This window comes from Streptomyces sp. SID13726 (assembly GCF_010548375.1).
Taxonomy (GTDB): domain Bacteria; phylum Actinomycetota; class Actinomycetes; order Streptomycetales; family Streptomycetaceae; genus Streptomyces.
The window spans coordinates 306,650-331,443 of the sequence record NZ_JAAGLY010000007.1 but is presented as its reverse complement, the minus strand read 5'-3'; the positions used below and the strand labels follow the sequence as shown (position 1 = coordinate 331,443).

Here is a 24,794-nt window from a genome sequence, read left to right as displayed (position 1 = left end):
GGTCAACAACGCGCGTAGATTCTGACCCGGTCATGCCCAACGGCAACAGGCCCCGCAGGTTTCGATCTGGTGACCCGACCTGCTCCCCGACAGGTCCGTAACCGGCCAAGAACTGACACAGTGGGTCCTTATGGCCACCGACTCCGTTCCCTACGGCACCCCCGACGCGCCCCGTATCGCCGTCCGCGGCGAAGTCCACCTCGAAGTCGACCCCGAGATCGCCCGCCTCGGCATCACCGTCGCCTCCCGCGGCAAGGACCGCCGCACCGCCCTCGACGACCTCACCCGCCGCAACGCCACCGTCCTCGACCTGCTCAAGTCCTACGGCGACGCCGTCGAGCGCCTGGAGACCGGCTCCTTCTCCGTCACCCCGGAACTCAAGGAACACGGCCGCGGCGAACGCGTCCACGCCTACCACGGCCACGTCCACATCACCGCGGAGCTGACCGACTTCACGGCACTGGGGGAACTGACGACCAGGCTGGCCGACCAGGAGCTGACGAGGGTCGACGGTCCCTGGTGGGCCCTGCGCCGCGACTCACCGGCCTACCGGGAAGCCCGGCAGCAGGCGGTACGGGAAGCGGTCCAGCGCGCGAAGGAGTACGCCGAGGCGCTGGGCACCTCGCTGGCGGCCCTCGTCGAACTCGCCGACATCGGCGCCGAGGACCCGGAACCACGCTTCGTCGGCAAAGCCAGCCGCGCACGCTCCATGGCCTACGAGGCCCAAGCGGCCGACACCGGGGCCGCCCCCCTCGACCTCGAACCCCAGCGCCAGCACGTCCACGCCCAGGTCAACGCACGCTTCACGATGGCACCGCCGACGCTCTGAACGACCGCCGGAGTCCGCACCCGAAACGCTCATCGGAGCGGGGGTGTGCACACTTCAACCCTTGTCAACAGCCCTTCACTCAAAGGTTGTTGAGTCGTCATACCCACCCAATTCCCTACCCATCGGTAAGGTCTAGGGTCGAAACATGCGCCGAGCGAAAATCGTCTGCACCCTGGGCCCCGCCACCGACTCGTACGACCAGATCAAAGCCCTGGTCGACGCCGGAATGGACGTGGCCCGCTTCAACCTCAGCCACGGCAGCTACGCCGAGCACGAGGAGCGCTACCACCGCGTCCGCAAGGCCTCCGAAGAGTCCGGCCGCAGCGTCGGCCTCCTCGCCGACCTTCAAGGCCCGAAGATCCGCCTCGGCCACTTCGGCGAGGGACCCGTACTCCTTGAACGCGGCGACACCTTCACCATCACCGTGGAAGAGGGCGCGGAGGGCGACCAGCGGTCCTGCGGAACGACGTACCGCGGTCTCGCGGCGGACGTCTCCGTCGGCGAACGCATCCTCGTCGACGACGGCAAGGTCTGCCTTGAGGTCACGTCCGTGGCGGGCCCCCGCGTCCACACCACCGTGATCGAGGGCGGCATGGTCTCGGACCACAAGGGCCTGAACCTCCCCGGCGTGGCCGTGTCCGTCCCGGCGCTCTCGGAGAAGGACGAGGACGACCTCCGCTGGGCCCTGCGCATGGGCTTCGACGTGATCGCCCTGTCCTTCGTGCGGTCCGGCCGGGACATCGAGGACGTCCACCGGATCATGGACTCGGCCGGACACCGGCTCCCCGTCATCGCCAAGGTCGAGAAGCCGCAGGCGGTCGACGCGATCGAGGACATCGTCGCCGCCTTCGACGGCATCATGGTCGCCCGCGGTGACCTCGGCGTGGAGATGCCGCTGGAGCAGGTGCCGATCGTCCAGAAGCGGGCGGTCAAGCTGGCGAAGCGCAACGCCAAGCCGGTGATCGTCGCCACCCAGATGCTGGACTCGATGATCGAGAACTCCCGCCCCACCCGCGCGGAGGCGTCGGACGTCGCCAACGCGGTCATCGACGGCACGGACGCGGTGATGCTGTCGGGCGAGACGAGCGTAGGAAAGTATGCCGTCGAAACGGTCCGCACGATGGCGAAGATCGTGGAGGCGGCCGAGGAGGACATCCTGGCCAAGGGCCTCCCGCCGCTGACGGAACGCAACAAGCCGCGGACACAGGGCGGCGCGGTGGCCCGAGCGGCCGCGGAGATGGGCGACTTCCTCGGCGCGAAACTCCTGGTCGCCTTCACCCAGTCCGGCGACACGGCCCGCCGCCTCTCCCGCTACCGCTCCCCGATCCCCCTCCTGGCCTTCACCCCGGAACCCTCGACCCGGTCCCAGCTGAACCTGACCTGGGGCGTCGAGGCGTTCATCGGCCCGCCCGTCGAATCCACCGACGCGATGGTCGACCAGGTGGACGAACTGCTCCTGCGACACGGCCGCTGCGAGAAGGGCGACGTGGTGGTCATCACGGCCGGCTCGCCGCCCGGGGTGTCCGGGTCGACGAACATGGTCCGCGTGCATCACGTCGGGGAGGACGACAGTCCCAAGTAGGGGCCGGGGTCAGTGCTGACGAACTCCCAGGGGTGAGCGTCGACGATGGCCCGCTGTCAGGGAAGTAGCTGGTCACCATCTTGTAGCCCACACCCTGGAGGGCGTGGACGCCGATACCCGGGCGCACCTTGATGATGGCTTCTCGGCACTCCTGGATCAGGCCCGGCCAGACGTCGGCGCACGCGATGCGAAGGTAGTAGCCGACTCCGCGCGGGTGTGCGCTGATGCAGCCATCGCCCAGGTAGAGGCCCAGCAGGTAGGCGTAGGCCTGGTTGTCGGCAGGCGGTCCAGGGTCCGGGGACGCCATGCGCGGTAACGGGTCCAGGCGTTGCTGCCAGGATCGGATTGCAGCACGCGAGTGACCGTAAGGACACGCAGCAAAAGGCGGATGTTCACGGGAACGTGGACATCCGCTTCTGATGGTGACCTTCGAATTGAAGGAAAAGTGCCCCGGGTCGGACTCGAACCGACACTGTACGGGTTTTGAATCCGTTGCCTGCTGCCAATTGGGCTACCGGGGCCCGCAGAATCAAAGGTTCCTTGTGACCCTGCGCGCACCCACCTTACCGCAGCTAGGTACGCTCTTGTCAGCAGTACCCCTGCCCCTGAACGAGGAGCCCCCGTGACCGCCCCCGAGTCGCCCCAGCCCGTAGACGCGCCCGACGACGACAAGTCGCACGTGCCTCCGCTGACGACCCGTGTCGTCATTGCCGAGGACGAGGCGTTGATTCGGCTCGACCTCAAAGAGATGCTGGAGGAAGAGGGCTACAGCGTCGTAGGCGAGGCCGGGGACGGTGAGCAGGCCGTCGAGCTGGCCCGTGAGCACAAGCCGGACCTCGTCATCCTCGATGTGAAGATGCCCAAGCTCGATGGGATCTCAGCCGCCGAGAAGATCGCGGAGGAGCGGATCGCCCCCGTTCTCATGCTCACCGCCTTCTCGCAGCGCGACCTCGTCGAGCGGGCCCGTGACGCCGGTGCGATGGCCTATCTCGTGAAGCCGTTCAGCAAGAGCGACGTCGTGCCGGCGATCGAGATGGCCGTCTCCCGGTTCACCGAGCTGAAGGAGCTGGAGAACGAGGTCGCCGACCTCACGCAGCGGCTTGAGACCCGCAAGCTCGTCGACCGGGCGAAGTCGATCCTTCAGACCTCGTACGGGCTGACCGAGCCCGCCGCCTTCCGCTGGATCCAGAAGACCTCGATGGACCGCCGTATGTCGATGCAGCAGGTCGCCGAGGCCGTCATCCAGGACGCCGACGAGAAGAAGGCCGGCAAGGGCTGACCCCCGGCGGACAAAGACGAGGCCCGCGCTCCCGGAAGGGGGCGCGGGCCTCGTCGTACGGCCGAAGGGCCTCAGTCCTCGCCGAGGTACGCCTTGCGGACGGACTCGTCGTGGAGCAGGTCCTGGCCGGTGCCGGAGAGGACGATGTTGCCGACCTCCATCACGTGTCCCTGGTCGGCGAGGGACAGTGCGGCCTGGGCGTTCTGTTCGACGAGGAGGATCGTCGTGCCCTGGGACTTCAGTTCGACGATGGTCGACATGATCTTCTGCATCATGATCGGGGACAGGCCCATGGAGGGCTCGTCCAGCATGAGCAGTTTCGGCTGGGACATCAGCGCGCGGCCCATCGCGAGCATCTGCTGCTCGCCGCCGGAGAGGGTGCCTGCCGCCTGGTTGCGGCGTTCTCCCAGGATCGGGAAGAGCTCGTAGGCGCGCTCTATGTCCTTCTCGATGCCCTCCTTGTCCTTCCTCAGGAACGCTCCGAGCTGGAGGTTCTCGAAGATGGTCAGGCGCGGGAAGATGTGCCGGCCTTCGGGGGAGTGGGCGAGGCCGAAGGAGACGATCTTGTGGGCGGGGATGCCGTTGAGGGGCTTGCCGTCGAACAGGATCTTTCCGGACGTCGGCTTCAGCAGGCCGGACAGGGTCCGCAGCGTCGTCGTCTTGCCGGCGCCGTTGGTGCCGATGAGGGTGACGACCTGGCCGGCCTCGACGCTGAAGGAGATGCCTTTGACGGCTTCGATCTTGCCGTAGGAGACCCGGAGGTCCTCGACTTCGAGGAGTGCGGTCACTGGGTGTCTCCCTTGGTGCCGGTGGTGCTCTGCGCGTCGGCGACGGCTTCCGCGGCCTCGACCTCTGCTGCTTCGGCCGCGCCGGGGTCGCCCTCGAAGGGTTCGCCGAGGTAGGCGGCGATGACGCGTTCGTCGGCCTGGACGACCTCGGAGGTGCCTTCGACGAGTTTCTCGCCCTGGACGAGGACGGCGACGCGGTCGGAGAGGTTGAAGACGAAGCGCATGTCGTGCTCGATGAGCAGGACGGCGACGCCCTGGTCGCGGATGGCGAAGACCAGTTCCTCGGTGGCGCGGGTCTCCTGGGGGTTCATGCCGGCCGTGGGCTCGTCGAGGAGGAGCAGGCCGGGCTCGGAGGCCAGGGCGCGGGCGATCTCGAGCTTGCGCTGCTCGCCGTAGGGGAGGTTGCGGGCGAGGTGGTCGCGCTTGGCCTCCAGGCCGATGAACTCCAGGAGTTCCATGGCGCGTTCCTCGCTGGCCTTCTCCGCCTTCTTGAAGCCGGGACCGCGCAGCAGCGCCGACCAGAGGCCTTCCTTGGTCCGCGTGTGGCGGCCGACGAGGACGTTCTCGAGGACCGTCATGTTGGCGAACAGGCGGATGTTCTGGAAGGTACGGGCGATGCCGGCCTGGGTGACCAGGTGGGGCTTGGGCGGCAGGACGGTGCCCTTGTAGGAGACCGTGCCTTCCGTGGGGACGTACAGGCCGGTCAGGCAGTTGAAGAACGTTGTCTTGCCTGCGCCGTTGGGGCCGATGAGGCCGACGATCTCACCGGCGTTGACGGTGAAGTCGACCGAGCGGACGGCGGTGAGGCCGCCGAAGCGCATGGTGACGTTGCGGGCTTCGAGAACAGGTGTCGTCATGGCGCTTACGCCCCCGCCTTGGTCACGGTGGCCGGTTGATCGGTCAGGGTGGTCGTATCGGGTACGTCGAGTTGGCCGGTCTCGTGGAACTCGAGCTGGCGGCGGCGGTTGGCGATGATGCCCTCGGGGCGGAAGCGCATCAGCAGGATGAGGGCGATGCCGAAGGCCAGCAGCGACTTGTCCTGGAGGAAGACCAGCTTCTCCGGGAGCAGGTACAGCAGGGCTGCGCCGAGGATCGGGCCCGCGACCGTGCCCATGCCGCCGAGGACCACCGCGGCCAGGAGGAAGGCCGAGTTGGGGGGCGTCGAGCCCGCGAACTGGTACGGCGTCGGGACGACGCTGTAGGTGACGTGGGCGCTGACGGTGCCGGCGAGGCCGGCGAGGGCGGCGCCGAGGGCGAAGGCGATGAGCTTGACGCGGAAGCCGTTGATGCCCATGGCGGTGGCGGCGGTCTCGTCCTCGCGGATGGCGATCCACGAGCGGCCGATACGGGAGTCGGCGGCCCGGGTGTAGACCAGGACCACGATGGCCATGATCAGCACCATGAGCAGGTAGTAGTTGGCGAAGCGGCCGAGGGTGAAGCCGCCGACGTCGTGGGCTTCGCCGAGGTTGAACCCGAAGAGCTTGAGGTCCGGGATGGACGGGATGCCGTTGGGTCCGTTGGTGATGTCGGGGCCGGACTCGCCGTCCATGTTGTTGACGGCGATACGGAAGATCTCTCCGAAGCCGAGGGTCACGATGGCGAGGTAGTCGCCGCGCAGTCGCAGGGTGGGGGCGCCGATGAGGACGCCGAAGATCAGCGAGGCGGCGGCGCCGGTGAGGGCGGCGAGCCAGAAGGGGAAGTGGACGCCGGAGATGGTGGAGAACTCGGAGCCGGAGACGAGGGCGGCGGTGTAGGCGCCGACGCCGAGGAAGGCGACGTATCCGAGGTCGAGGAGGCCGGCGAGGCCGACGACGATGTTGAGGCCCAGGGCGACGGTGCCGAAGATCAGGATGTTGACGCCGATGTTGGCGTAGTGGTCGTCGGTCTGGGTGAAGGGGAACGCGATCGCGGCGGCGAAGCCCATGGCGAGCGTGAAGCTGCGGTTGCGGGCGACGATGCCGGAGAAGCGGTCGATGAGGCCCGCGGTGTGCAGGGCCCAGACGGCGAAGACGACGACGATGAGGTAGCCGACGAAGAGCTCGCCGTACTCGGTGTCGATGCCGTAGGTGAAGACGGCCAGGCCGATGATCGTGACGACGGTGACGACCGCGCGCTCCAGCCAGGGGCTGAGGGGCTGCGGGGCGGGGATGCCGTCGGGCTTGGCGAGGTACGCCTTGAGGTTCTCCTTGGTGTCCGCGGTGTGCGGCTCGGGGAGGGCGAAGGCGCCGATGACGGGCAGGAGGGAGGCGATGGCCGCGACCCAGCCGCCCGGTTCGAGGTTGGCGAGTCCGCCGAGTTCGGCGGCGATCGAGATGACCGTGTACCAGGTGGCGCCGAAGCCGCCGAGGGCGGTGAGGACGAGCGGCGCGTTGTTGCGGGCGGGTACGAGCCAGCCCAGGCCCCGGACGCCGTACGACGCGAGGGCGAACACCGCGGTGAGGACGCCGGCGATGAGGGTCAGCCACTGGAGGCCGCCGGGGTAGCCGGAGATGGTGAGGTCGCCGGGGAACTCGCTGGTCCAGGTCCAGGCGAGGAAGGCGGAGGCGGCGGTGGCGATGCCTCCGGCGAGGAGGAGCGCGCGGGCTGCCGCCAGGGGCAGCGGGATCAGGCCGCGGGTGGTGGTGTCGGTCATCTGGATCACGCCCTGTCCGCGACGCGTTCGCCGAGCAGGCCCTGTGGCCTGACGAGGAGGACGATGATGAGGAGGGCGAAGGCCCAGACGTTGGCCCAGCTCTGGCCGCCGAGCTTGTCCATGCCGGGGATGCCGTCGATGTAGGCGGAGGCGAGGGTCTCGGCGATGCCGAGGACGATGCCGCCGAGCATGGCGCCGTAGATGTTGCCGATGCCGCCGAGGACGGCCGCGGTGAAGGCCTTGAGGCCCATCAGGAAGCCCATGCGGTAGTCGATGTTGCCGTACTTGAGGCCGTAGGCGACGGCCGCGACCGCGGCGAAGAAACCGCCGATGGCGAAGGCGATCACGATGATGCGGTTGGTGTCGATGCCCATGAGCTGCGCGGTGTCCGGGTCCTGGGCGGTGGCCTGCATGGCGCGGCCGGTGCGGGACTTGCGGACGAAGAAGGCGAGGGCGGACATGCACACGACGGCGGCCGCGATCAGGAAGATGTCGGCGTCCTTGATGGTGACGGAGCCGATCTCGTGGGTGGCGTCGAGGCCGGGGAAGGCGACGGCGCGGTCGGCGCCCGGGTAGAAGTTGCGGACGACTTCCTGGAGGGCCAGGGAGAGACCGATCGCGGTGATGAGCGGTGCGAGCCGTGGTGCTCCGCGCAGGGGCCGGTAGGCGAACCGTTCCGCTCCGACGGCGATGAGGATGGCGACGATGCCGCCGCCCACCAGCATCAGGGGGACGGCGACGGCCATCGAGACGCCGTCGGGAAGGATGTAGAAGTAGACCGTGAAGGCGCCGAAGGCCCCGGTCATGAAGATCTCGCCGTGCGCGAAGTTGATGAGCTGGACGATGCCGTACACCATCGTGTAGCCGATGGCGATCAGCCCGTACATCGAGCCCAGAAGCAGCCCGTTGGCCAGCTGCTGCGGCAGGGTGTTCACCGCGTGGCCTCCATTGTCGCTGGTGGTCGTGTGCACAGATCGCGTGCAGGGATGGGATGTGGCAAGGGCCGCGCGGTCGGGGTCCCCTTCCGCGCGGCCCGTGGTGAGGTGATGCCTGTTGCTTCGGGGCCTGGACTAGCTGGCGGTGCCGGTCTTGACGGCCTTCCACGCACCCTTTTCGACCTGGTAGACCGTGAGCTGCTTGTTGGTGGTGTCGCCGTACTGGTCGAAGGCGACCTTGCCGGAGATGCCCTCGAAGTCGGACTTCTGGACACCGTCGACGACCGAGGAGCGCAGGGCGTTGATGTCGGTCGGGACCTTGCCGTTGTTGGCGTCGACGGCGGCCTTCACTGCCTTGATGATGGCGGTGGTGGCGTCGTAGGAGTACGCGCCGTAGGCGCCGTAGTCACCCTTGTAGCCCTTGGACTTGTAGGTCTCGATGAAGGTCTTGGCGGCGGGCAGGGTGTCGGCGGGCACGCCGATCGCGGTGGCGAGGTCGCCCTCGGTCTCGGTGCCGCCGGCCTCGATGTAGGTGGAGGCGAACATGCCGTCGCCGCCGAACAGCGGGATCTTGACTCCGCCGTCCTTCATCTGCTTGGTGATCAGCGCGGACTCGTCGTACTGGCCGCCGTAGTAGAGCAGGTCGGCGCCGGAGTTCTTGATCTTGGTGACGAGGGAGCCGTAGTCCTTGTCGCCGGTGTTGACGTGGTCGGTGCCGGCCACGGTGCCGCCGAGCTTCTTGAACTGCTCGTTGAAGATCTTGGCGAGGCCGGCGCCGTAGGTCTGCTTGTCGTCGACGACGAAGGCCTTCTTCTTCTTGAGGCCGTTGTACGCGTAGTCGGCGGCGAAGCTGCCCTGGAGCTCGTCGGTGGTGGCGGTGCGGAAGTACGTCTTGAACGGCCGCTTCTTGTCCGTCTGCCAGTTCTTGCCCTGGGTCAGCTCGGGGGCGGTGTTCGAGGGCGAGATCTGCACCATGTTGGCCGAGGCGAAGACCTGCTGCATCGTCTGGGCGACGCCGGAGTTCAGCGGGCCGACGGCGCCGACGGCGGTCTTGTCACCGGTGATCGCGGTGGCGTTGGACTGGCCGGTGGCCGGCTGCGCCTTGTCGTCGTAGGCCTTCAGCTTGAAGGTGACGCCGGGGACGAGCTTGGCCTTGTTGGCGTCGTCCACGGCGATCTGGGCGCCGTACTGGATGCCGAGACCGGTGGTGGAGTTCTCGCCGGACAGCGGGGCGTCCACGCCGATGGTCAGGGTGGTGCCACCCCCGTTGTCGCTGCTGTCGCCGCCACTGTCGTCTCGGGAGCCGCAGGCGGTGAGCGTCAGAGCCCCCGTCGCGAGGACGGAGGTCAGTATCACCATGGAACGTCGCACAATCAGTCCTTTCCGCAGGCACAGGCGCCCTCGTGGGTGTGGCTTGTGCCGCGCTGGTACCGAACTCCCGATGGAGCGGTGACTGGCCGTGACTCTAAGCCCGGTTTGCGGGCAGGGGCATCGCTGTGAGCGGGCTTGTGACTTTCTTGTTATGACGTCGTGGACGGCGGGCTTCCGAGAAGAGCACTCTCAGCCGTTCTGGGTTCCTTCTCGGTCCGCATTTTGAGAACCTGCACTTCCGCTTGGCCGTGGGGGCGGTGAGGGGGCCGCGGGGACACAGGCGCCGCGCAGGAGCTCGGAAAGGTCGTGGGAGTACGCGGCGCCGAAGATGAAACTGTGGTGCTGTATTGCGCGCGTGTTACGGAGCGTTACGTCAAGAAATGGCAGGTCTGCATTCAGGGGCAGATCCGCGCAGTCGGAAACCGATATCTCGACGGTGACCCGCCGTGTCGTCCCGGCGTGCACGGTGAAGGCGTCGGGCAGGGCGTGGGCGGTGAGGCCGGTGAAGGCGGCGCCGGTGACCTTCAGGGTGACGGGAGGCCCGCTGTGGACGTCGACGGCGAAGCGGAAACGGCCGCTGGTGGCGGGCGCGCCGGGGGGTGTGGGGATGCCGGCGGGCCCGAGGTAGCGCCAGGCGGTGACGTTGGCGGGCCAGGGGACGGGGGTGACGGCCGGCTCGGGACGGGGGTCCTCGGTCAGGGCGCGGGGGACGAGGACCGCGGCCGCGAGCAAGCCGATCGCCGTGCTCACCAGGGTGGCGGTGCGGGCGCGCGGTGACATCCTGTCCCACCGCGCGCTCCAACGATCCGCCAGCCGGGGCCCGTCGGCGCCGATGACGTCGTAACTCTCCCTGGAATCCGTCGAGTCGACGGGCTCGACGGGACCGATTCCGGTCATGAGGCCGACCTCATGGGGCAACGGTAGAGGCAGTCGGGGGTCGGTGCCCAGCGTGGTCAGCCGGCCGTCCGCAGGTGTTCGCCGTCGCCCGCGCGGACGTCCCGCAGCAGACAGGTCAGACGGGCGCTGCACACCCGCCGGCCCTGCTCGTCGCTGATGACGACCTCGTACGTCGCGGTGGAGCGCCCCTGGTGCACCGGGGTGGCCACGCCGGTGACCAGGCCGGAGCGGACGCCGCGGTGGTGGGTGCAGTTCAGGTCCACGCCGACCGCGATCTTCGTGCTGCCGGCGTGCAGCATCGCGCCCACGGAGCCGAGGGTCTCGGCGAGCACGGCGGAGGCGCCGCCGTGCAGCAGTCCGTACGGCTGGGTGTTGCCCTCGACGGGCATGGTGCCCACGACCCGGTCCGCGGAGGCCTCGACGATCTCCACGCCCATCCGGCTGCCGAGGTGCCCGGCGGAGAACAGCGCGGGGAGGTCGACGCCGAGTGCGGCGTACTCGTCGATGACCTCCTGCGGGAACGTGACGTGCTGCTGTTCACCCATGGGACCGGGCTCCGTTCGTCGTGTTCGGTACGGCGTCCTACCGCTGAGCAAACGCTCAGTCGGTCGCCGATTGTTCCAGACGTACGACGACGGACTTGCTGGCCGGGGTGTTGCTCGTGTCGGCGGTGGCGTCCAGCGGGACCAGCACATTGGTCTCGGGGTAGTAGGCGGCCGCGCAGCCCCGGGCGGTCGGGTAGCGCACCACCCGGAAGCCGGGCGCCCGCCGCTCCACGCCGTCCTTCCACTCGCTGACGAGGTCGACGTACGACCCGTCGGCGAGCTGGAGCCGGTCCGCGTCCTCGGGGTTGACCAGGACCACCCGGCGGCCGTTCTTGATGCCCCGGTAGCGGTCGTCGAGGCCGTAGATCGTGGTGTTGTACTGGTCGTGCGAGCGCAGGGTCTGGAGCAGCAGCCGGCCCTCGGGCAGTTCGGGGTACTCGACGGGCGCGGCCGTGAAGTTGGCCTTGCCGGTGGCGGTGGGGAAGCGGCGCTCGTCGCGCGGGGCGTGCGGCAGGGTGAAGCCGCCGGGCTTCGCCACGCGCGCGTTGAAGTCCTCGAAGCCGGGGATCACGCGGGCGATGCGGTCGCGGATGGTGGCGTAGTCCTTCTCGAACTCCTCCCAGGGCGTGTTGCTGCTCTCCCCGAGGACCCGGCGGGCCAGCCGGGCCACGATGGCGGGCTCGGACAGCAGCTGTCCGCTCGCGGGCTGCAGGCGGCCCCGGGAGGCGTGCACCATGCCCATGGAGTCCTCGACGGTCACGAACTGCTCGCCACCGCCCTGGAGATCGCGCTCGGTACGGCCCAGGGTGGGCATGATCAGGGCACGCGCGCCCGTGACCGCGTGCGAGCGGTTCAGCTTGGTCGACACGTGCACGGTCAGCCGGGCCCGGCGCATGGCGGCCTCGGTGACGTCGGTGTCGGGGGAGGCGGAGACGAAGTTGCCGCCCATGGCGAAGAAGACCTTGGCCTCGCCGTCGCGCAGGGCCCGGATCGCGCGGACCACGTCGAAGCCGTGCTCGCGCGGCGGGGCGAACCCGAACTCCTTCTCCAGGGCGTCCAGGAAGGCGGGCGCGGGGCGCTCGAAGATGCCCATGGTGCGGTCGCCCTGGACGTTGGAGTGACCCCGGACCGGGCAGACACCGGCGCCGGGGCGGCCGATGTTGCCGCGCAGGAGAAGGAAGTTCACGACCTCGCGGATGGTCGGCACGGAGTGCTTGTGCTGGGTCAGGCCCATGGCCCAGCAGACGATGGTCCGCTCCGAGGCGAGGACCATGCGCAGGGTCTCCTCGATCTCCTCCCGGGACAGGCCGGTCGCGGCGAGCGTCTCGTCCCAGTCGGCGGCGCGGGCGGCCTCGGCGAACTCCTCGTAGCCGTGGGTGTGTTCGGCGACGAAGGCCTCGTCGACCGCGCCCTCCGTCTCCAAAATCAGCTTGTTGAGGAGACGGAAGAGGGCCTGGTCGCCGCCGATGCGGATCTGGAGGAACAGGTCGGTGAGGGCCGCACCCTTGAGCATGCCCTGCGGGGTCTGCGGGTTCTTGAACCGCTCCAGGCCCGCCTCGGGCAGCGGGTTGACGCTGATGATCTTCGCGCCGTTCGCCTTGGCCTTCTCCAGGGCGGACAGCATGCGCGGGTGGTTGGTGCCGGGGTTCTGTCCGGCGACGACGATCAGGTCGGCCTTGTACAGGTCCTCCAGCAGGACGCTGCCCTTGCCGATGCCGATGGTCTCGCTGAGCGCCGAACCGGACGACTCGTGGCACATGTTGGAGCAGTCCGGCAGGTTGTTGGTGCCGAGTTCGCGCGCGAAGAGCTGGTAGAGGAAGGCGGCCTCGTTGCTGGTGCGGCCCGAGGTGTAGAAGACGGACTCGTCGGGGGAGCCGAGGGCGGCGATCTCCTCGGCGACGATGTCGAAGGCCCGCTCCCAGGACACCGGCTCGTAGTGCGTGCCCCCCTCGGCCACGTACATGGGGTGGGTGAGTCGCCCCTGCTGGCCCAGCCAGTAGCCGCTGCGGGTCGCGAGGTCGGCGACGGAGTGGGCGGCGAAGAACTCCGGGGTGACCCGGCGCAGGGTGGCTTCCTCGGCGACCGCCTTCGCGCCGTTCTCACAGAACTCCGCCGCGTGCCGGTGGTCCGGCTCCGGCCAGGCGCAGCCCGGGCAGTCGAAGCCGTCCTTCTGGTTCACCCGCAGCAGTGTCAGCGCGGTGCGCTTCACGCCCATCTGCTGCTGGGCGATGCGCAGGGTGTGGCCGATGGCCGGGAGACCGGCCGCCGCGTGCTTCGGCTCGGCGACCTGCGGCGCGTCCTGAACCGGATCGCCCTTGGGCGGCTTCGTTGCCATCGCGCTCTCTCCTTCGCCTGCGCACACCGGTACGCAATCGATCCTCGCACGGCGGACCGACAACGACCTCGGCCGGTCCGGCACGACGGCGTCACACTGCTTGCAGTGGGCACCCACCGTCGTCGTTCTCCTTCCGCCCTCTTTCCGCCGCGAAGGTGATCAACCACGATGTGGTGGTCCGACGGTGGCGGACCGACGGGAGCGTCCGACTGTCAGTGGCACGTGGCAGGATCGGGGGCGTGGCAGAGACAGCATCGAAGAAGACCGACAGCAGCCCCGGCGAAAGCCGCCCGCGCCTGATGCTCATGGACGGGCACTCGCTGGCCTACCGCGCGTTCTTCGCGCTGCCCGCGGAGAACTTCACCACCGCGACCGGCCAGCCGACGAACGCGATCTACGGCTTCGCGTCGATGCTGGCCAACACCCTGCGCGACGAGGCGCCCACCCACTTCGCGGTGGCCTTCGACGTGTCCCGCAAGACCTGGCGCTCCGAGGAGTTCACGGAGTACAAGGCCAACCGCTCCAAGACCCCGGACGAGTTCAAGGGCCAGGTCGAGCTCATCGGCGAGGTCCTCGACGCGATGCACGTCTCGCGGTTCGCGGTCGACGGCTTCGAGGCCGACGACGTCATCGCCACGCTCGCCACCCAGGCCGAGGCCGAGGGCTTCGACGTCCTGATCGTCACCGGTGACCGCGACTCCTTCCAGCTGGTCACCGAGCACACCACCGTGCTCTACCCGACGAAGGGCGTCTCCGAGCTGACCCGGTTCACCCCGGAGAAGGTCTTCGAGAAGTACGGGTTGACGCCCGCCCAGTACCCCGACTTCGCGGCCCTGCGCGGCGACCCGTCCGACAACCTCCCCGGCATCCCCGGCGTCGGCGAGAAGACCGCGGCGAAGTGGATCAACCAGTTCGGTTCCTTCGCGGAGCTGGTCGAGCGCGTCGAGGAGGTCAAGGGCAAGGCCGGGCAGAACCTCCGCGACCACCTGGAGGCGGTCAAGCTCAACCGCCGCCTGACCGAGATGGTGCGGACCGTGGAGCTGCCGAAGGTCGTCACCGACCTGGAGCGCGCCCCGTACGACCGCAAGACCCTCGCGATGATCCTCGACACCCTGGAGATCAGGAACCCCTCCCTGCGGGAGCGGCTGCTGGCCGTCGACCCGGGCGCCGAAGAGGCCGAGGAGAGCCCGGTCGTCGCCGACGGCGTGGCGGTGGACGGCTCGGTGCTCGGCACCGGCGAGCTGGCCCCGTGGCTCACCGAGCACGCCGGGCAGCCCCTCGGCCTCGCCACCGTCGACACCTGGGCCCTGGGCACCGGCTCGGTCGCCGAGGTCGCGCTCGCCGCGTCCGGCGGGTCCGCCGCCTGGTTCGACCCGTCCCAGCTCGACGAGGCCGACGAGAGCGCGTGGACGGCCTGGCTCGCCGACGAGGCCCGCCCCAAGGTCCTGCACAACGCCAAGGGCGCCATGCGGGTCTTCGCCGAGCACGGCTGGAGCGTCGCCGGCTGCGCCATGGACACCGCGCTCGCCGCGTACCTGGTCAAGCCGGGGCGCCGGTCCTTCGACCTGGACGCGCTGTCACTGGAGTACCTGGGCCGGGAACTGGCCCCCGCCGCGGCGGCCGACGGACAGCTCGCCTTCGGCACGGACGACGGCGCCGAGGCCGAGGCGCTGATGATCCAGGCCCGCGCCATCCTCGACCTGGGGTCGGCCTTCGAAGGGCGCCTGGAGGAGGTCGGCGCGGCCGATCTGCTGCGGGACATGGAGCTGCCCACCTCCGCGCTGCTCGCCCGTATGGAGCGGCACGGCATCGCGGCCGACCGGGCCCACCTCGAAGCCATGGAGCAGATGTTCGCCGGTGCGGTCCAGCAGGCCGTGAAGGAGGCGCACGCCGCCGCCGGGCACGAGTTCAACCTCGGCTCGCCCAAGCAGCTCCAGGAGGTCCTCTTCGGGGAGCTGGGGCTGCCCAAGACGAAGAAGACCAAGACCGGGTACACGACGGACGCCGACGCCCTGGCCTGGCTCGCCACCCAGACGGACAACGAGCTGCCGGTGATCATGCTCCGCCACCGTGAGCAGGCCAAGCTGCGGGTGACCGTGGAAGGGCTGATCAAGACCGTCGCGGCGGACGGGCGGATCCACACCACGTTCAACCAGACCGTCGCGGCCACGGGACGACTGTCGTCGACCGACCCGAACCTCCAGAACATCCCGGTCCGTACGGACGAGGGGCGGGCGATCCGGCGTGGGTTCGTGGTGGGTGACGGCTTCGAGTCGTTGATGACCGCGGACTACAGCCAGATCGAGCTGCGGGTGATGGCCCATCTGTCCGAGGACGCCGGGCTGATCGAGGCGTTCACCTCCGGGGAGGACCTGCACACCACGGCCGCCTCGCAGGTGTTCGCCGTCGAGCCCGGTGCGGTCGACGCGGAGATGCGGCGCAAGATCAAGGCGATGTCGTACGGGCTGGCGTACGGGTTGTCCGCGTTCGGGCTCTCGCAGCAGTTGAACATCGACGCGGGTGAGGCACGGGCGCTGATGGACGCGTACTTCGAGCGGTTCGGGGGTGTGCGGGACTATCTGCGGCGGGCGGTCGACGAGGCGCGGGCCACGGGGTACACCGCGACGCTCTTCGGGCGCCGGCGGTACCTGCCCGACCTCAACAGCGACAACCGGCAGCGGCGTGAGGCGGCTGAGCGGATGGCTCTGAACGCGCCGATTCAGGGGACGGCGGCGGACATCGTGAAGATCGCGATGCTGAAGGTGGACGGGGCGTTGGGGGAGGCGGGGCTCACTTCTCGGATGCTGCTTCAGGTGCATGACGAGGTTGTGCTGGAGATCGCGCCTGGGGAGCGGGGGGTGGCGGAGGAGATCGTGCGGCGGGAGATGTCGGATGCGGTGCGGTTGAGGGTGCCGTTGGGGGTTTCGGTGGGGGATGGGGGGGACTGGGAGTCTGCTGCGCATTAGGTCTGCGGTGGGTTGTTGGTTGCCGGTCGTGTCTGTGTGTGCGTCTGCGGGTTCGGTGGGGGCGGGCGTTTTGCGCAGTTCCCCGCGCCCCTGAGGCCTGCGGCGGCCCGCTCGGCCCCGGTGGGGGCGTGTGTAGCGCGTTCGGTTCGGTGGTGGGGTCGGGGCCGGGGTGGGGGGTATCCGTCCTCGGTCCGGCGGCTCGGTCCTTTGAGTAGTTCTCGGTTATGGACGCCGGCCGCTGCGGGCGGACACCCCCCACCCCGTCCCCTTCGCGCCGTCGGCGGCTGACGGCCCGTGGTGGCGCAGGTGGGGCGCCGCGGTCGAGGGGGGTCGGGTATCGGCGCAGGGTAGGTGTAGCTCGTCAGGGGCGCGGGGAACTGCGCGACAAGCCACGAAGCACCCGCACCCGCCAGATCACACCGCGAGGCACCCCCATAGGCGCCCGGCTCAAGCTCAGCGCAGCTGCCCGCGGGGAACTGCGCGACCAGCCACGACGGACCCGCACCCGCCAGACAACCGAACCCGGCACCCCCATAGGCGCCCGGCTCAAGCCCAACCCGGCACCATCACCCACGTGGCTCTCGCAGACACGCCCCCCACCGCACCCCCGGCCAGGATGCGGTCATGGGTATACGCATGCTCCACCGCCGGACGGCCCCCATGCGGAACGTTCCGGCTCACGCGGTCGGTGCGAGTACCGCTCGGGTCCCGGTCGACCTGGCGGCGCGACTGCGTCAGGTCGGGACCGTGCTGAGGAAGGAAGCGGACGGGGCCGAGTCGTCCCGGCGGCTGTGGGCGGAGTTGGTGCTCGGTTATGTGGCGCTCGGGCTCACGCTGCTGCCCCGGTCCCGGCCGCTGACGAGCATGACGGTGTTCGTCGCGTCGGTCAGTGAGGGACCGGGGTGTGTTCCGGGATGTCCGGCGTCGTCGGAGCCGGACGGAGGAGTCTGACGCCCAGGGCGTAGAGGAGTACGCCGAGGGCCAGGCCCGCGCCCGCTCCGAAGCAGAGGGTGGGGATCAGTTCCCAGGGCTTCGCGGTGGCGCCCCAGTAGGCCCACCAGCGTGAGATCCGCTGCGCTGCCGCCACCGTCGCGCACGTGGCGATCACGGCCAGGGCCCACCAGCGGTCCCGGGTAGAGAGGGCGGGGACTCCGGGGGGAGGGGTGGTGGGCAGCGGTGCTCGGCGCAGGGCGTGGACGCAGAACGTGGTGATGGCGATCGCCGCCAGGGCCGAGCCGCCGTACTGGAGGTACCAGTAGAGGGGGAAGCCGGCCAGGTCGTCGCCCAGGGCGGGGAAGAGGCGCATGCCCCATCGGTCGTGGTGGGTGAAGGCGTCCCAGACGACGTGGGTCAGGGCGCCCAGCACCGCGGAGGCGTACCAGCGGAGCACGAGGGCGGTGCGCACGCGTGCGCGTGGTGAACCGCAGCGCAGCAGTGTCGCCGGGCGGCCCTGGCGTGCTCGGGGGAGCAGCGCCACCAGGGGTTCGCGGAGGAGTAGCCACAGGGCGACCAGGGCCCAGGCGACCAGTACGTCGATCGTGAAGACGCCCGGGACGGAGTGGGTGACCTTGCCGAACTCCATCGCCTCGGAAACGACACTTGCCGCGTAATAGGTCATGTCGGGTGAGAAGGATCCGGCCACGAGGACGGCCGGAACCAGGTGGGCGCGGGCCGTTCCGTCGGTGCGGAGTGTGGGGAGCACCGCTGCCGCGTGGCTCAGGGTGAACGGCAACAGGGCTCCTCAGGGCGGGGGTTGGCCGGGTGGCGGTCCGGGTGATCGCTTTTCTTCAGTATGGGCGACCGGGGCCTGTGCCGATCGAACATGGCCAACCGGTGAATAACGGGCACGAACCGGTGTCCGAGGAAAGGAAGTTGTCGTAGGGTCACACGGGTCACCGCGCTGGGGTGCCCGGTCGCACGTGCGCATCAGGAATTGCCACGCGTCACAGGGGCAACCTCCAGGACGGCTCGACTGTCTCAACTGGACGAGAGCGACAGACGGAGACGGGCGCGCGGGCGTCCACAGGAGGGGTTCACTTTATGGCGGCGCAATTCGGCAGGAGGCTGTGCAAGGGGGCCGCGACCACCGCCGTGGCCGCACTCGCGGTCGCGGCACTGTCCGCCTCCCAGGCCCCCGGGGTCACGGCCGACGACAGCGGCAGACCCACCGCCGCCGGTGCCGAAGCCACTCCTGATCCGGCCGACGGGAAGGGCGCGACCGGTAACTCGCCGTACTACACGGACCTGCCGCCGCTGAACACCCCGGTCCCCGCGCCGACCGACGGCAGCACTCCCTCCGTCTCCCCGGTCGAGTCCGAGGCGGGCATACCCGCGACCGTCCTCGACGCCTACAAGAAGGCCGCGACCGAGCTCCAGGCGTCCAAGCCGGGCTGCAACCTGCCCTGGCAGCTGCTCGCCGCCATCGGCCAGGTCGAGTCGGGGCAGGCCAGGGGCGGCCAGGTCACCGCGGACGGCACCACGACCAAGGCGATCCTCGGCCCCGACCTCGACGGCAACGGCTTCGCGCTCATCAGGGACACCGACAACGGCGCGTACGACGGCAACAGCACGTACGACCAGGCCGTCGGCCCGATGCAGTTCATCCCGTCCACCTGGGCGTGGGCCGGCCGTGACGGCAACGGCGACGGGGTCAAGGACCCCAACAACGTCTACGACGCCTCCCTCGCCGCCGGCCACTACCTGTGCCGCAACGGCTGGGACCTGTCGACCACCGGGGACCTGCGCAGCGCGATCCTCAGCTACAACAACTCGCAGGACTACCTGAACACGGTTCTGTCGTGGCTGGAGTACTACCGCAAGGGCACCCACGAGATCCCCGACGGCACCGGCTCCGTCCCGGGCAGCCGCAGCGACGGCGGCACCGGCTCGCACTCCTCGTCCCCGTCGCCCACCCCGCCGAAGACGTCCGAGCCGAGTACCCCGGGCAGCAGTTCCCCGAAGCCCACCCCGCCCACCTCGCCCGCGCCCAGCACCCCGCCGCCGTCGACGCCCGTCACGCCGACCCAGTCGGTGGACCACCTGGAGGACTCGGGCACCGCGAAGCTCACCGCCATGGCGGGTGACGCGTTCACCGCGAAGATCAGCACCAAGGCCGAGAACGCCGCGGGCAAGGGCGTCGCCAAGGTCCGGATCCGCTTCACGATCGTCGGCGACACCGACGCCACCTTCGCGGGCGGCGAGAAGGTCGCCACCGCCCTCACGGGCACCTCGGGCGTGGCCACCGCGCCGGCGCTCCAGGCGGGCGAGACCACCGGCGACTTCACGGTCCGTGCGACCCTCATCGGCCGTACGGTCACCGGACCCGACTACAAGGCCACCGTCACCCAGCGCGTCGCCGACGCCCTCGTGCGCACCGGCGACACCGCGCTGACCTGCACGCCGGGCGGCGAGTTCGCCGACCAGGTCGAGGTGAAGGCCACCGACGACGGTGCCGTCGCCGACAAGGTCGCGGTCACCGCGACGCTGATCAAGTCGGTGATCGATCCGACCGAGAACGACAAGGGCCCGTACTTCAAGGACGCCGACAACAAGGTCGTGCGCACCCTGACGAACCTGGAGACGGACGAGAACGGCCTGCTGAAGCTGCCGAAGCTCTACGCCGACGACACCGAGGGCACCTATCTGCTCCACCTCACCACCGCGGGCGGAGCGTCCCTCAACGTCGAGCTGACCGTGGCGCCCCCGCAGACCTCCGCGAGCCCCTCGCCCAGCCCTTCGGAGAGCGCCGCCTCGTAGGCACCCCGGGCACCTCGCAGGGCGTCCTTTCCGCTACGGCGGACAGGGCGCCCTCCGTCTGTGTGCGACGTGTTCTCATCTCGGCCGCCCGTTGCTACGGTGCCGGACCTGACGATGTATCAGTTCCCGCCCGCGGGGAGGCAGACATGCGTGCCCTGATCGCCGCCGCGACCGGTCTCGCCGTCGCGCTCGCCCTGGTCCTCACGATCACCGCGATGGGGCAGCCGACCGGCAGGACGTCCCCGAAACCGCTGCTGACGACCGTGCCCTCACACCCGTAGCCGTCCGCCCGGGAGGCCGAGATGCGCCGCAAGACCAGCCTGGTCCTGCTCGCCCTCGCCGTGTTCTTCGCGGCGCTGTCCCCGCTGCTGCGCTGGTACGCCTTCCCGCGCCTGGCCAAGATCCCCGCGAACCAGTACCAGGACATGGTCCTGGAGGCGAAGGACGCCACCCTCCTCGACTACGGCACGATGACCGCGAAGCAGGTCCCGAAGGTCACCATCGTGCAGACCCTCAAGGGCAACGTGGAGGCATCCGAGAAGATCGAGAAGACGGCCGGGAGGGACGTCGTCGTCTGGGACGGCCTGTCGTACGTCCAGGGCCCCGACGGCAAGATGGTCTCCGAGATCCCCGAGCGCTACATCTTCGACGCCCACAGCCAGGCCCCGGTCCACGCCCCCGGCGAGATGGTCGACGGCGACCCCGTCAAACGCACCGGCATCGAGTTCAAGTGGCCCTTCCTGACCGAGAAACGGGACTACGAGTACTTCGACGCGCAGACCCGCACCACCAACCCCATCCACTACAAGGGCACCCAGACCTTCCGCGGGGTGAAGGTCTACTACTTCGAGCAGACCATCCCGTGGACCAAGGTGCCCTTCCCCAAGACCATGCCCGTGCAGGGCATCACGCCCGAGTCCGTCGCCAAGACCGGCACCACCCGCTGGTACACCACGGTCCGCAAGTTCTGGGTCGAACCCCTCACCGGCGCCCCCGTCTACGGTGAGGAGATCCACAAGGAGGAGCTGCGCGGCGGCTCCCTCCTGGGCGGCCGTGAGAAGGTCACCGCGTTCGCCGGGCACGTGAAGATGCGCGAGGACTACATCGAGCACACGGTCGACCTGGTCAAGTCCAACCGCCTGCTCGTCCTGCTGATGACGTCGTACCTCCCCTGGGGCTTCCTCACCCTGGGCGTCCTCCTGCTGGCCCTCGCCCTGTGGCTGGAGGCCCGGAGCCGCCGCCCGGTCCCGGTGAAGGCGGACGCCCCCGAGCCCGTCAGCGCCTGAGCCGCGCGTTCGTGAACCGCGTAGCCTCGGCGCCCGCCGGGTCCTCCGGCCACGGATGCTTCGGATACCGGCCGCGCAACTCCGCCCGTACGCCCTTGTAGCCGTCCTTCCAGAAGGAGGCGAGGTCGGCCGTGACGGCGGCGGGCCGACCGGCGGGGGACAGCAGATGGACCAGGAGCGGCACGCCGGCGATCTCCGGTGAGGTCTGGAGCCCGAACATCTCCTGCAACTTCACCGCGAGGACCGGCTGTTCGGGGTTGCCGTAGTCGATCCGGATTCTGGACCCACTCGGTACGGCCATCCGCTCGGGCGCCAGCTCGTCCAGCCGCGCGGCCTCGCCGGAGGCCCACGGCAGGAGCCGCCGGAGCGCCGCTCCGGCGTCGATGCGCGCGAGGTCCGCCCTGCGCCGGGCCCGGCTCAGCTCCGGCTCCAGCCACTCGTCCACGCGCGCGTGGAGCGCGTCCTCGGAGACCTCCGGCCACGGGTCGCCGAGGTGGTGGCGCAGGAACGCGAGCCGCTGCCGCAGTACGTCGGCGTCGGGCGTCCAGCGCAGCAGCCGCAGCCCTTCCTGCCGGAGCCCTTCCACAACCGCCTCGCGTACGAGGACGGGGTCGGCGTCCTTCAGCGGCCGTGCCGTGAGTTCGATCGCGCCCAGCCGCTCCACCCGCCGTGCCACCACGTCCCCGTCGGCCCAGTGGACCTCCTGCGCCTCGGAGTGGAAAGCGGTTGCGGCCGACCTTGCCGTGTCCTCGTCGATCGCGGCGGCGAGCTGCACACGCGCGTGGCCCTTTCCCACGGGACGGTCCGCCACGGCGACGGCGATCCAGGGGGCGCCGCGCAGCGGGGAGCCGTCGGAGAGCTCCGCGCGGGTCCCGGAGGCCATGAGGTAGGAGCCGCCGTCGGCTCTGGCCACCCGTTCGGGGAACGCGAGAGCCGCCACGAGCCCGGCGACGGCGTCCTCGCCGGAGGAGGGCGGCCGAGGGGCACCCGGGGCGGGCGGCTGCGTGGACTCCGGCGCGAGGGCCCGCAGCCGGCGCACCTCCGACCGCCACCGCGCCGCGTAGGCGTCGCTCCCGCGCCGGGCGGTCCGCAACGCGCCCACGAGATCCTCCCCGTACCCCCGCGGCGCCTCCTCGCTCAGCAGCGCGACGACCTCGGCGGCCCGCTCGCCCCCGACCGACGCGGCCGCGTCCAGCAACGCCCGCCCGACCCGCGGATGCAGCCCCAGCCGCGCCAGCCGGACACCCCGCCCGGTCGCCCGCCCGGCCGGGTCCACCGCGTCCACCGCCGCGAGAGCGGCCCGCGCCGCCGCCATCGCCCCGCCCGGCGGCGGATCAAGCAGCGCGAGCCCGGACGCCTCCGGATCGCCCCAGCAGGCCGCCTGGAGCGCGAACGCCGTCAGGTCGGCCACCTTGATCTCCGGCGCCGGGAAACGCGGCAGACGGGCGTCCTCGGCCTCCGCCCAGCACCGGTACACCGCACCCGGCGCCTCACGTCCGGCCCGGCCCGCCCGCTGCCGCCCGGCCGCCTGCGAGGCCCGTACCGTCGCCAGCGCGCTCAACCCGCGCGCGTGGTCGACACGCGGCTCCCGCGCGAGCCCCGAGTCGACGACCACCCGCACGCCCGGCACGGTCAACGACGACTCGGCCACGGAGGTCGCCAGGACCACCCGGCGCCGCTCCCCGCCCGCCAGCACCGCGTCCTGCACGGCCGCCGGGGCCCGGCCGTGGACCTGGAGCACCTCCACGTCCCCGAGGCTCCCCAACTGCCCCGCCACGCGCGCGATCTCGCCCACACCGGGCAGGAAGCACAGCACGTCCCCGTCCCGCTCGGACAGGGCCCGCCGTACGACCGACGCCACATGCGTGAGCAGCGCCGGATCCACCCGCATGCCGTGCGGCGGCCGTACGGGGCGAGTCGGGGGCGCCCACACGACCTCCACGGGATGCGAGACGCCCTCCGCCTCGACCACGGGGGCGTCGCCCAGCAGCCGGGCCCATCCCTGCGCGTCGGTCGTCGCGGACGCGGCCACCAGACGCAGCTCAGGGCGCAGGGTCTGCCGTACGTCCCACAGGAAGGCCGCCGTGGTGTCCGCGTCCAGATGACGCTCGTGGCACTCGTCGAGCACCACCACGTCGACGCCCGCCAACTCCTGGTCGCGCTGAAGCCGTTGGAGCAGCACACCCGTCGTGACGACCTCCACGCGCGTGTGCCGCCCGACCACCCGCTCGCCGCGCACGGTGTAGCCGACGCTCTCGCCGGCCTTCTCGCCCAGCAGCCACGCCATCCGCCGGGCGGCCGCGCGGGCGGCGATCCGGCGGGGCTCGGCGACGACGACCTTCCGCGCGGGCGCGCCCTCGTCCAGGAGACCCGCCAGCACCAGCGGGACGAGGGTCGTCTTGCCGGTGCCCGGCGGCGCCACGAGGACCGCCGTGCCGTGTCCCTCCAGGGCGTCGCCCAGCGCGGGCAGGGCACTGTGCACGGGAAGGGCGGCGAGGGCGTCGTAGCGGATCACGACCCCAGTGTCGTACGGCCGCCCGAACGCGCGCTTACGTCAGTCCCGTTCGCACACGAAGATCGCCGAGCCCGGGATGAGGTTGCCGCGCAGGGGGGACCAGCCGCCCCACTCCGAGGTGTTCCAGGCCGGCCACTCCGGTTCGACCAGGTCGACGAGGCGGAAGCCGCCGGCGACCACGTCGCGGACCCGGTCGCCGATCGTGCGGTGGTGCTCTACGTAGACCGCGTCGCCGTTCTCGTCCTGCTCGACGTACGGGGTGCGGTCGAAGTACGAGGAGGAGACGGACAGGCCCTCGGGGCCGGGCTCGTCCGGGAAGGCCCAGCGGATCGGGTGCGTGACCGAGAAGACGAACCGGCCGCCCGGGCGCAGGACTCGGCGCACCTCCTTGAGGACCAGCACCGGATCGGCGACGAACGGCAGGGCGCCGTACGCCGAGCACGCCAGGTCGAAGGAACCGTCCGCGAAGGGGAGCGCGCCCGCGTCGGCGCACACCAGGGGGAAGGACGTACCGATGCGCAGGGCGTGCTGGAGCTGGCGGTGGGAGATGTCGAGGGCGACCGGGCGGGCGCCCTGCGCCTGCAGCCAGCGCGCGCACTGGGCCGCGCCTGCGCCGATCTCCAGGACGTCCCTGCCCTTGAGGTCCTCGGGCGGGCCCAGCAGTTCGGCCTCCACCTCGTCGAGACCCTCGGGGCCCCACACGAAGCGGTCGTCGCCGAGGAACGTGCCGTGCTCGACCTGGTACTCGTCCGCGTTGCGGTCCCACCAGCCGCGGTTGGCGCGGGCGCTCTCGGTGACGTCGGCGTCGCGCCGGGTGGCCTCCGACCCGGCGTCCGGGTCGGCCGCCTGCTGGTGTGATGCGGGCTCTTGGATGATCGGCTCCCTCGTCGTACTCTTCCGTCCAACCCGTCCACGGCGGCCGTCATAAATGGGGCGCTGTCACGCGCGCGTGGCCTCGTGAGACAGGTTTTGTGCCGGGTATGCGGCGATCCGCCCCGGGTGTGCGCCTTCGCGCATTGACCCTGTCCGGCTGCCCCCGTATGCTACAAGTTGCGCTGCGGGCCTGCGCACCTCAGAC

General features: G+C 70.3%; 18 protein-coding genes, 1 tRNA gene and 1 pseudogene. 7 read left to right on the top strand and 13 right to left on the bottom strand.

The window, feature by feature from the left end:
• Nucleotides 1-130: 130 nt before the first annotated feature.
• Nucleotides 131-829, top strand: a complete 699-nt coding sequence (locus G3I78_RS21220) for an SIMPL domain-containing protein (RefSeq protein ID WP_164426873.1) — start codon at nt 131-133, stop codon at nt 827-829.
• A 145-nt stretch (nt 830-974) separates the two neighbouring features.
• On the top strand, nt 975-2,411 hold the full coding sequence (pyk, locus tag G3I78_RS21215; RefSeq protein WP_164426871.1) for a pyruvate kinase: 1,437 nt from the start codon (nt 975-977) through the stop codon (nt 2,409-2,411).
• A gap of 64 nt (nt 2,412-2,475) precedes the next feature.
• Here pyk and G3I78_RS52070 read toward each other — a convergent pair.
• Nucleotides 2,476-2,775: pseudogene (locus G3I78_RS52070) on the bottom strand (transcriptional regulator); the annotation flags it as partial.
• A gap of 82 nt (nt 2,776-2,857) precedes the next feature.
• Nucleotides 2,858-2,932, bottom strand: a tRNA-Leu gene (locus G3I78_RS21210).
• A gap of 101 nt (nt 2,933-3,033) precedes the next feature.
• Here G3I78_RS21210 and G3I78_RS21205 point away from each other — a divergent pair.
• On the top strand, nt 3,034-3,690 hold the full coding sequence (locus G3I78_RS21205) for a response regulator (protein ID WP_164426869.1): 657 nt from the start codon (nt 3,034-3,036) through the stop codon (nt 3,688-3,690).
• Between the two features lie 71 nt (nt 3,691-3,761).
• Here G3I78_RS21205 and G3I78_RS21200 read toward each other — a convergent pair whose 3' ends face one another.
• From G3I78_RS21200 to G3I78_RS21165, 8 genes are all read right to left on the bottom strand, one after another.
• On the bottom strand, nt 3,762-4,478 hold the full coding sequence (locus G3I78_RS21200; RefSeq protein WP_164426867.1) for an ABC transporter ATP-binding protein: 717 nt from the start codon (nt 4,476-4,478) through the stop codon (nt 3,762-3,764).
• Nucleotides 4,475-5,335, bottom strand: coding sequence for an ABC transporter ATP-binding protein (locus G3I78_RS21195; protein WP_164426865.1), 861 nt, complete (start codon nt 5,333-5,335; stop codon nt 4,475-4,477). The genes G3I78_RS21200 and G3I78_RS21195 overlap by 4 nt, the downstream gene beginning before the upstream one ends.
• 5 nt (nt 5,336-5,340) lie before the next feature.
• The gene (locus G3I78_RS21190) at nt 5,341-7,110 is read right to left on the bottom strand and encodes a branched-chain amino acid ABC transporter permease (RefSeq protein ID WP_164426863.1); all 1,770 of its coding nucleotides are present in this window, start codon (nt 7,108-7,110) and stop codon (nt 5,341-5,343) included.
• A gap of 5 nt (nt 7,111-7,115) precedes the next feature.
• Nucleotides 7,116-8,045 carry a branched-chain amino acid ABC transporter permease gene (locus G3I78_RS21185; RefSeq protein WP_164426861.1) on the bottom strand — a complete coding sequence of 310 codons (930 nt, stop codon included), beginning with the start codon at nt 8,043-8,045 and terminating at the stop codon, nt 7,116-7,118.
• Between the two features lie 135 nt (nt 8,046-8,180).
• Entirely contained in the window at nt 8,181-9,404 is a 1,224-nt protein-coding gene (locus G3I78_RS21180; RefSeq protein ID WP_164426859.1) for a branched-chain amino acid ABC transporter substrate-binding protein, read from the bottom strand.
• A 201-nt stretch (nt 9,405-9,605) separates the two neighbouring features.
• Nucleotides 9,606-10,313 carry a hypothetical protein gene (locus G3I78_RS21175; RefSeq protein WP_164426857.1) on the bottom strand — a complete coding sequence of 236 codons (708 nt, stop codon included), beginning with the start codon at nt 10,311-10,313 and terminating at the stop codon, nt 9,606-9,608.
• Nucleotides 10,314-10,369: 56 nt separating this feature from the next.
• Complete coding sequence (locus tag G3I78_RS21170) at nt 10,370-10,858, bottom strand: hotdog fold thioesterase (RefSeq protein ID WP_164426856.1); 489 nt, start codon at nt 10,856-10,858, stop codon at nt 10,370-10,372.
• A 55-nt stretch (nt 10,859-10,913) separates the two neighbouring features.
• The gene (locus G3I78_RS21165) at nt 10,914-13,193 is read right to left on the bottom strand and encodes an FdhF/YdeP family oxidoreductase (RefSeq protein ID WP_164426854.1); all 2,280 of its coding nucleotides are present in this window, start codon (nt 13,191-13,193) and stop codon (nt 10,914-10,916) included.
• A gap of 239 nt (nt 13,194-13,432) precedes the next feature.
• On the opposite strand from G3I78_RS21165, the gene polA reads away from it, so the two are divergent.
• Nucleotides 13,433-16,159 (top strand): DNA polymerase I, encoded by a 2,727-nt coding sequence (gene polA, locus G3I78_RS21160; RefSeq protein ID WP_164426852.1) that lies wholly within the window; start codon nt 13,433-13,435, stop codon nt 16,157-16,159.
• An 886-nt stretch (nt 16,160-17,045) separates the two neighbouring features.
• Here polA and G3I78_RS21155 read toward each other — a convergent pair.
• The gene (locus G3I78_RS21155; RefSeq protein WP_164426850.1) at nt 17,046-17,891 is read right to left on the bottom strand and encodes a DUF4184 family protein; all 846 of its coding nucleotides are present in this window, start codon (nt 17,889-17,891) and stop codon (nt 17,046-17,048) included.
• A gap of 308 nt (nt 17,892-18,199) precedes the next feature.
• Here G3I78_RS21155 and G3I78_RS21150 point away from each other — a divergent pair, with 308 nt between their 5' ends.
• The 3 genes from G3I78_RS21150 to G3I78_RS21140 all read left to right on the top strand — a co-directional run bounded on the left by G3I78_RS21150 (nt 18,200) and on the right by G3I78_RS21140 (nt 21,201).
• Complete coding sequence (locus G3I78_RS21150; protein ID WP_164426848.1) at nt 18,200-19,915, top strand: lytic transglycosylase domain-containing protein; 1,716 nt, start codon at nt 18,200-18,202, stop codon at nt 19,913-19,915.
• Between the two features lie 146 nt (nt 19,916-20,061).
• Entirely contained in the window at nt 20,062-20,196 is a 135-nt protein-coding gene (locus tag G3I78_RS21145) for an SPW_0924 family protein (RefSeq protein ID WP_164426846.1), read from the top strand.
• Between the two features lie 21 nt (nt 20,197-20,217).
• Nucleotides 20,218-21,201, top strand: a complete 984-nt coding sequence (locus tag G3I78_RS21140; protein ID WP_164426845.1) for a DUF3068 domain-containing protein — start codon at nt 20,218-20,220, stop codon at nt 21,199-21,201.
• On the opposite strand, the gene hrpB is transcribed toward G3I78_RS21140, so the two are convergent.
• Nucleotides 21,191-23,716 carry an ATP-dependent helicase HrpB gene (gene hrpB, locus G3I78_RS21135; RefSeq protein WP_164426843.1) on the bottom strand — a complete coding sequence of 842 codons (2,526 nt, stop codon included), beginning with the start codon at nt 23,714-23,716 and terminating at the stop codon, nt 21,191-21,193. The two genes, G3I78_RS21140 and hrpB, sit on opposite strands and share 11 nt — an antisense overlap.
• 39 nt (nt 23,717-23,755) lie before the next feature.
• Nucleotides 23,756-24,646 (bottom strand): class I SAM-dependent methyltransferase, encoded by an 891-nt coding sequence (locus G3I78_RS21130; protein WP_343243815.1) that lies wholly within the window; start codon nt 24,644-24,646, stop codon nt 23,756-23,758.
• Between the last annotated feature and the right edge of the window lie 148 nt (nt 24,647-24,794).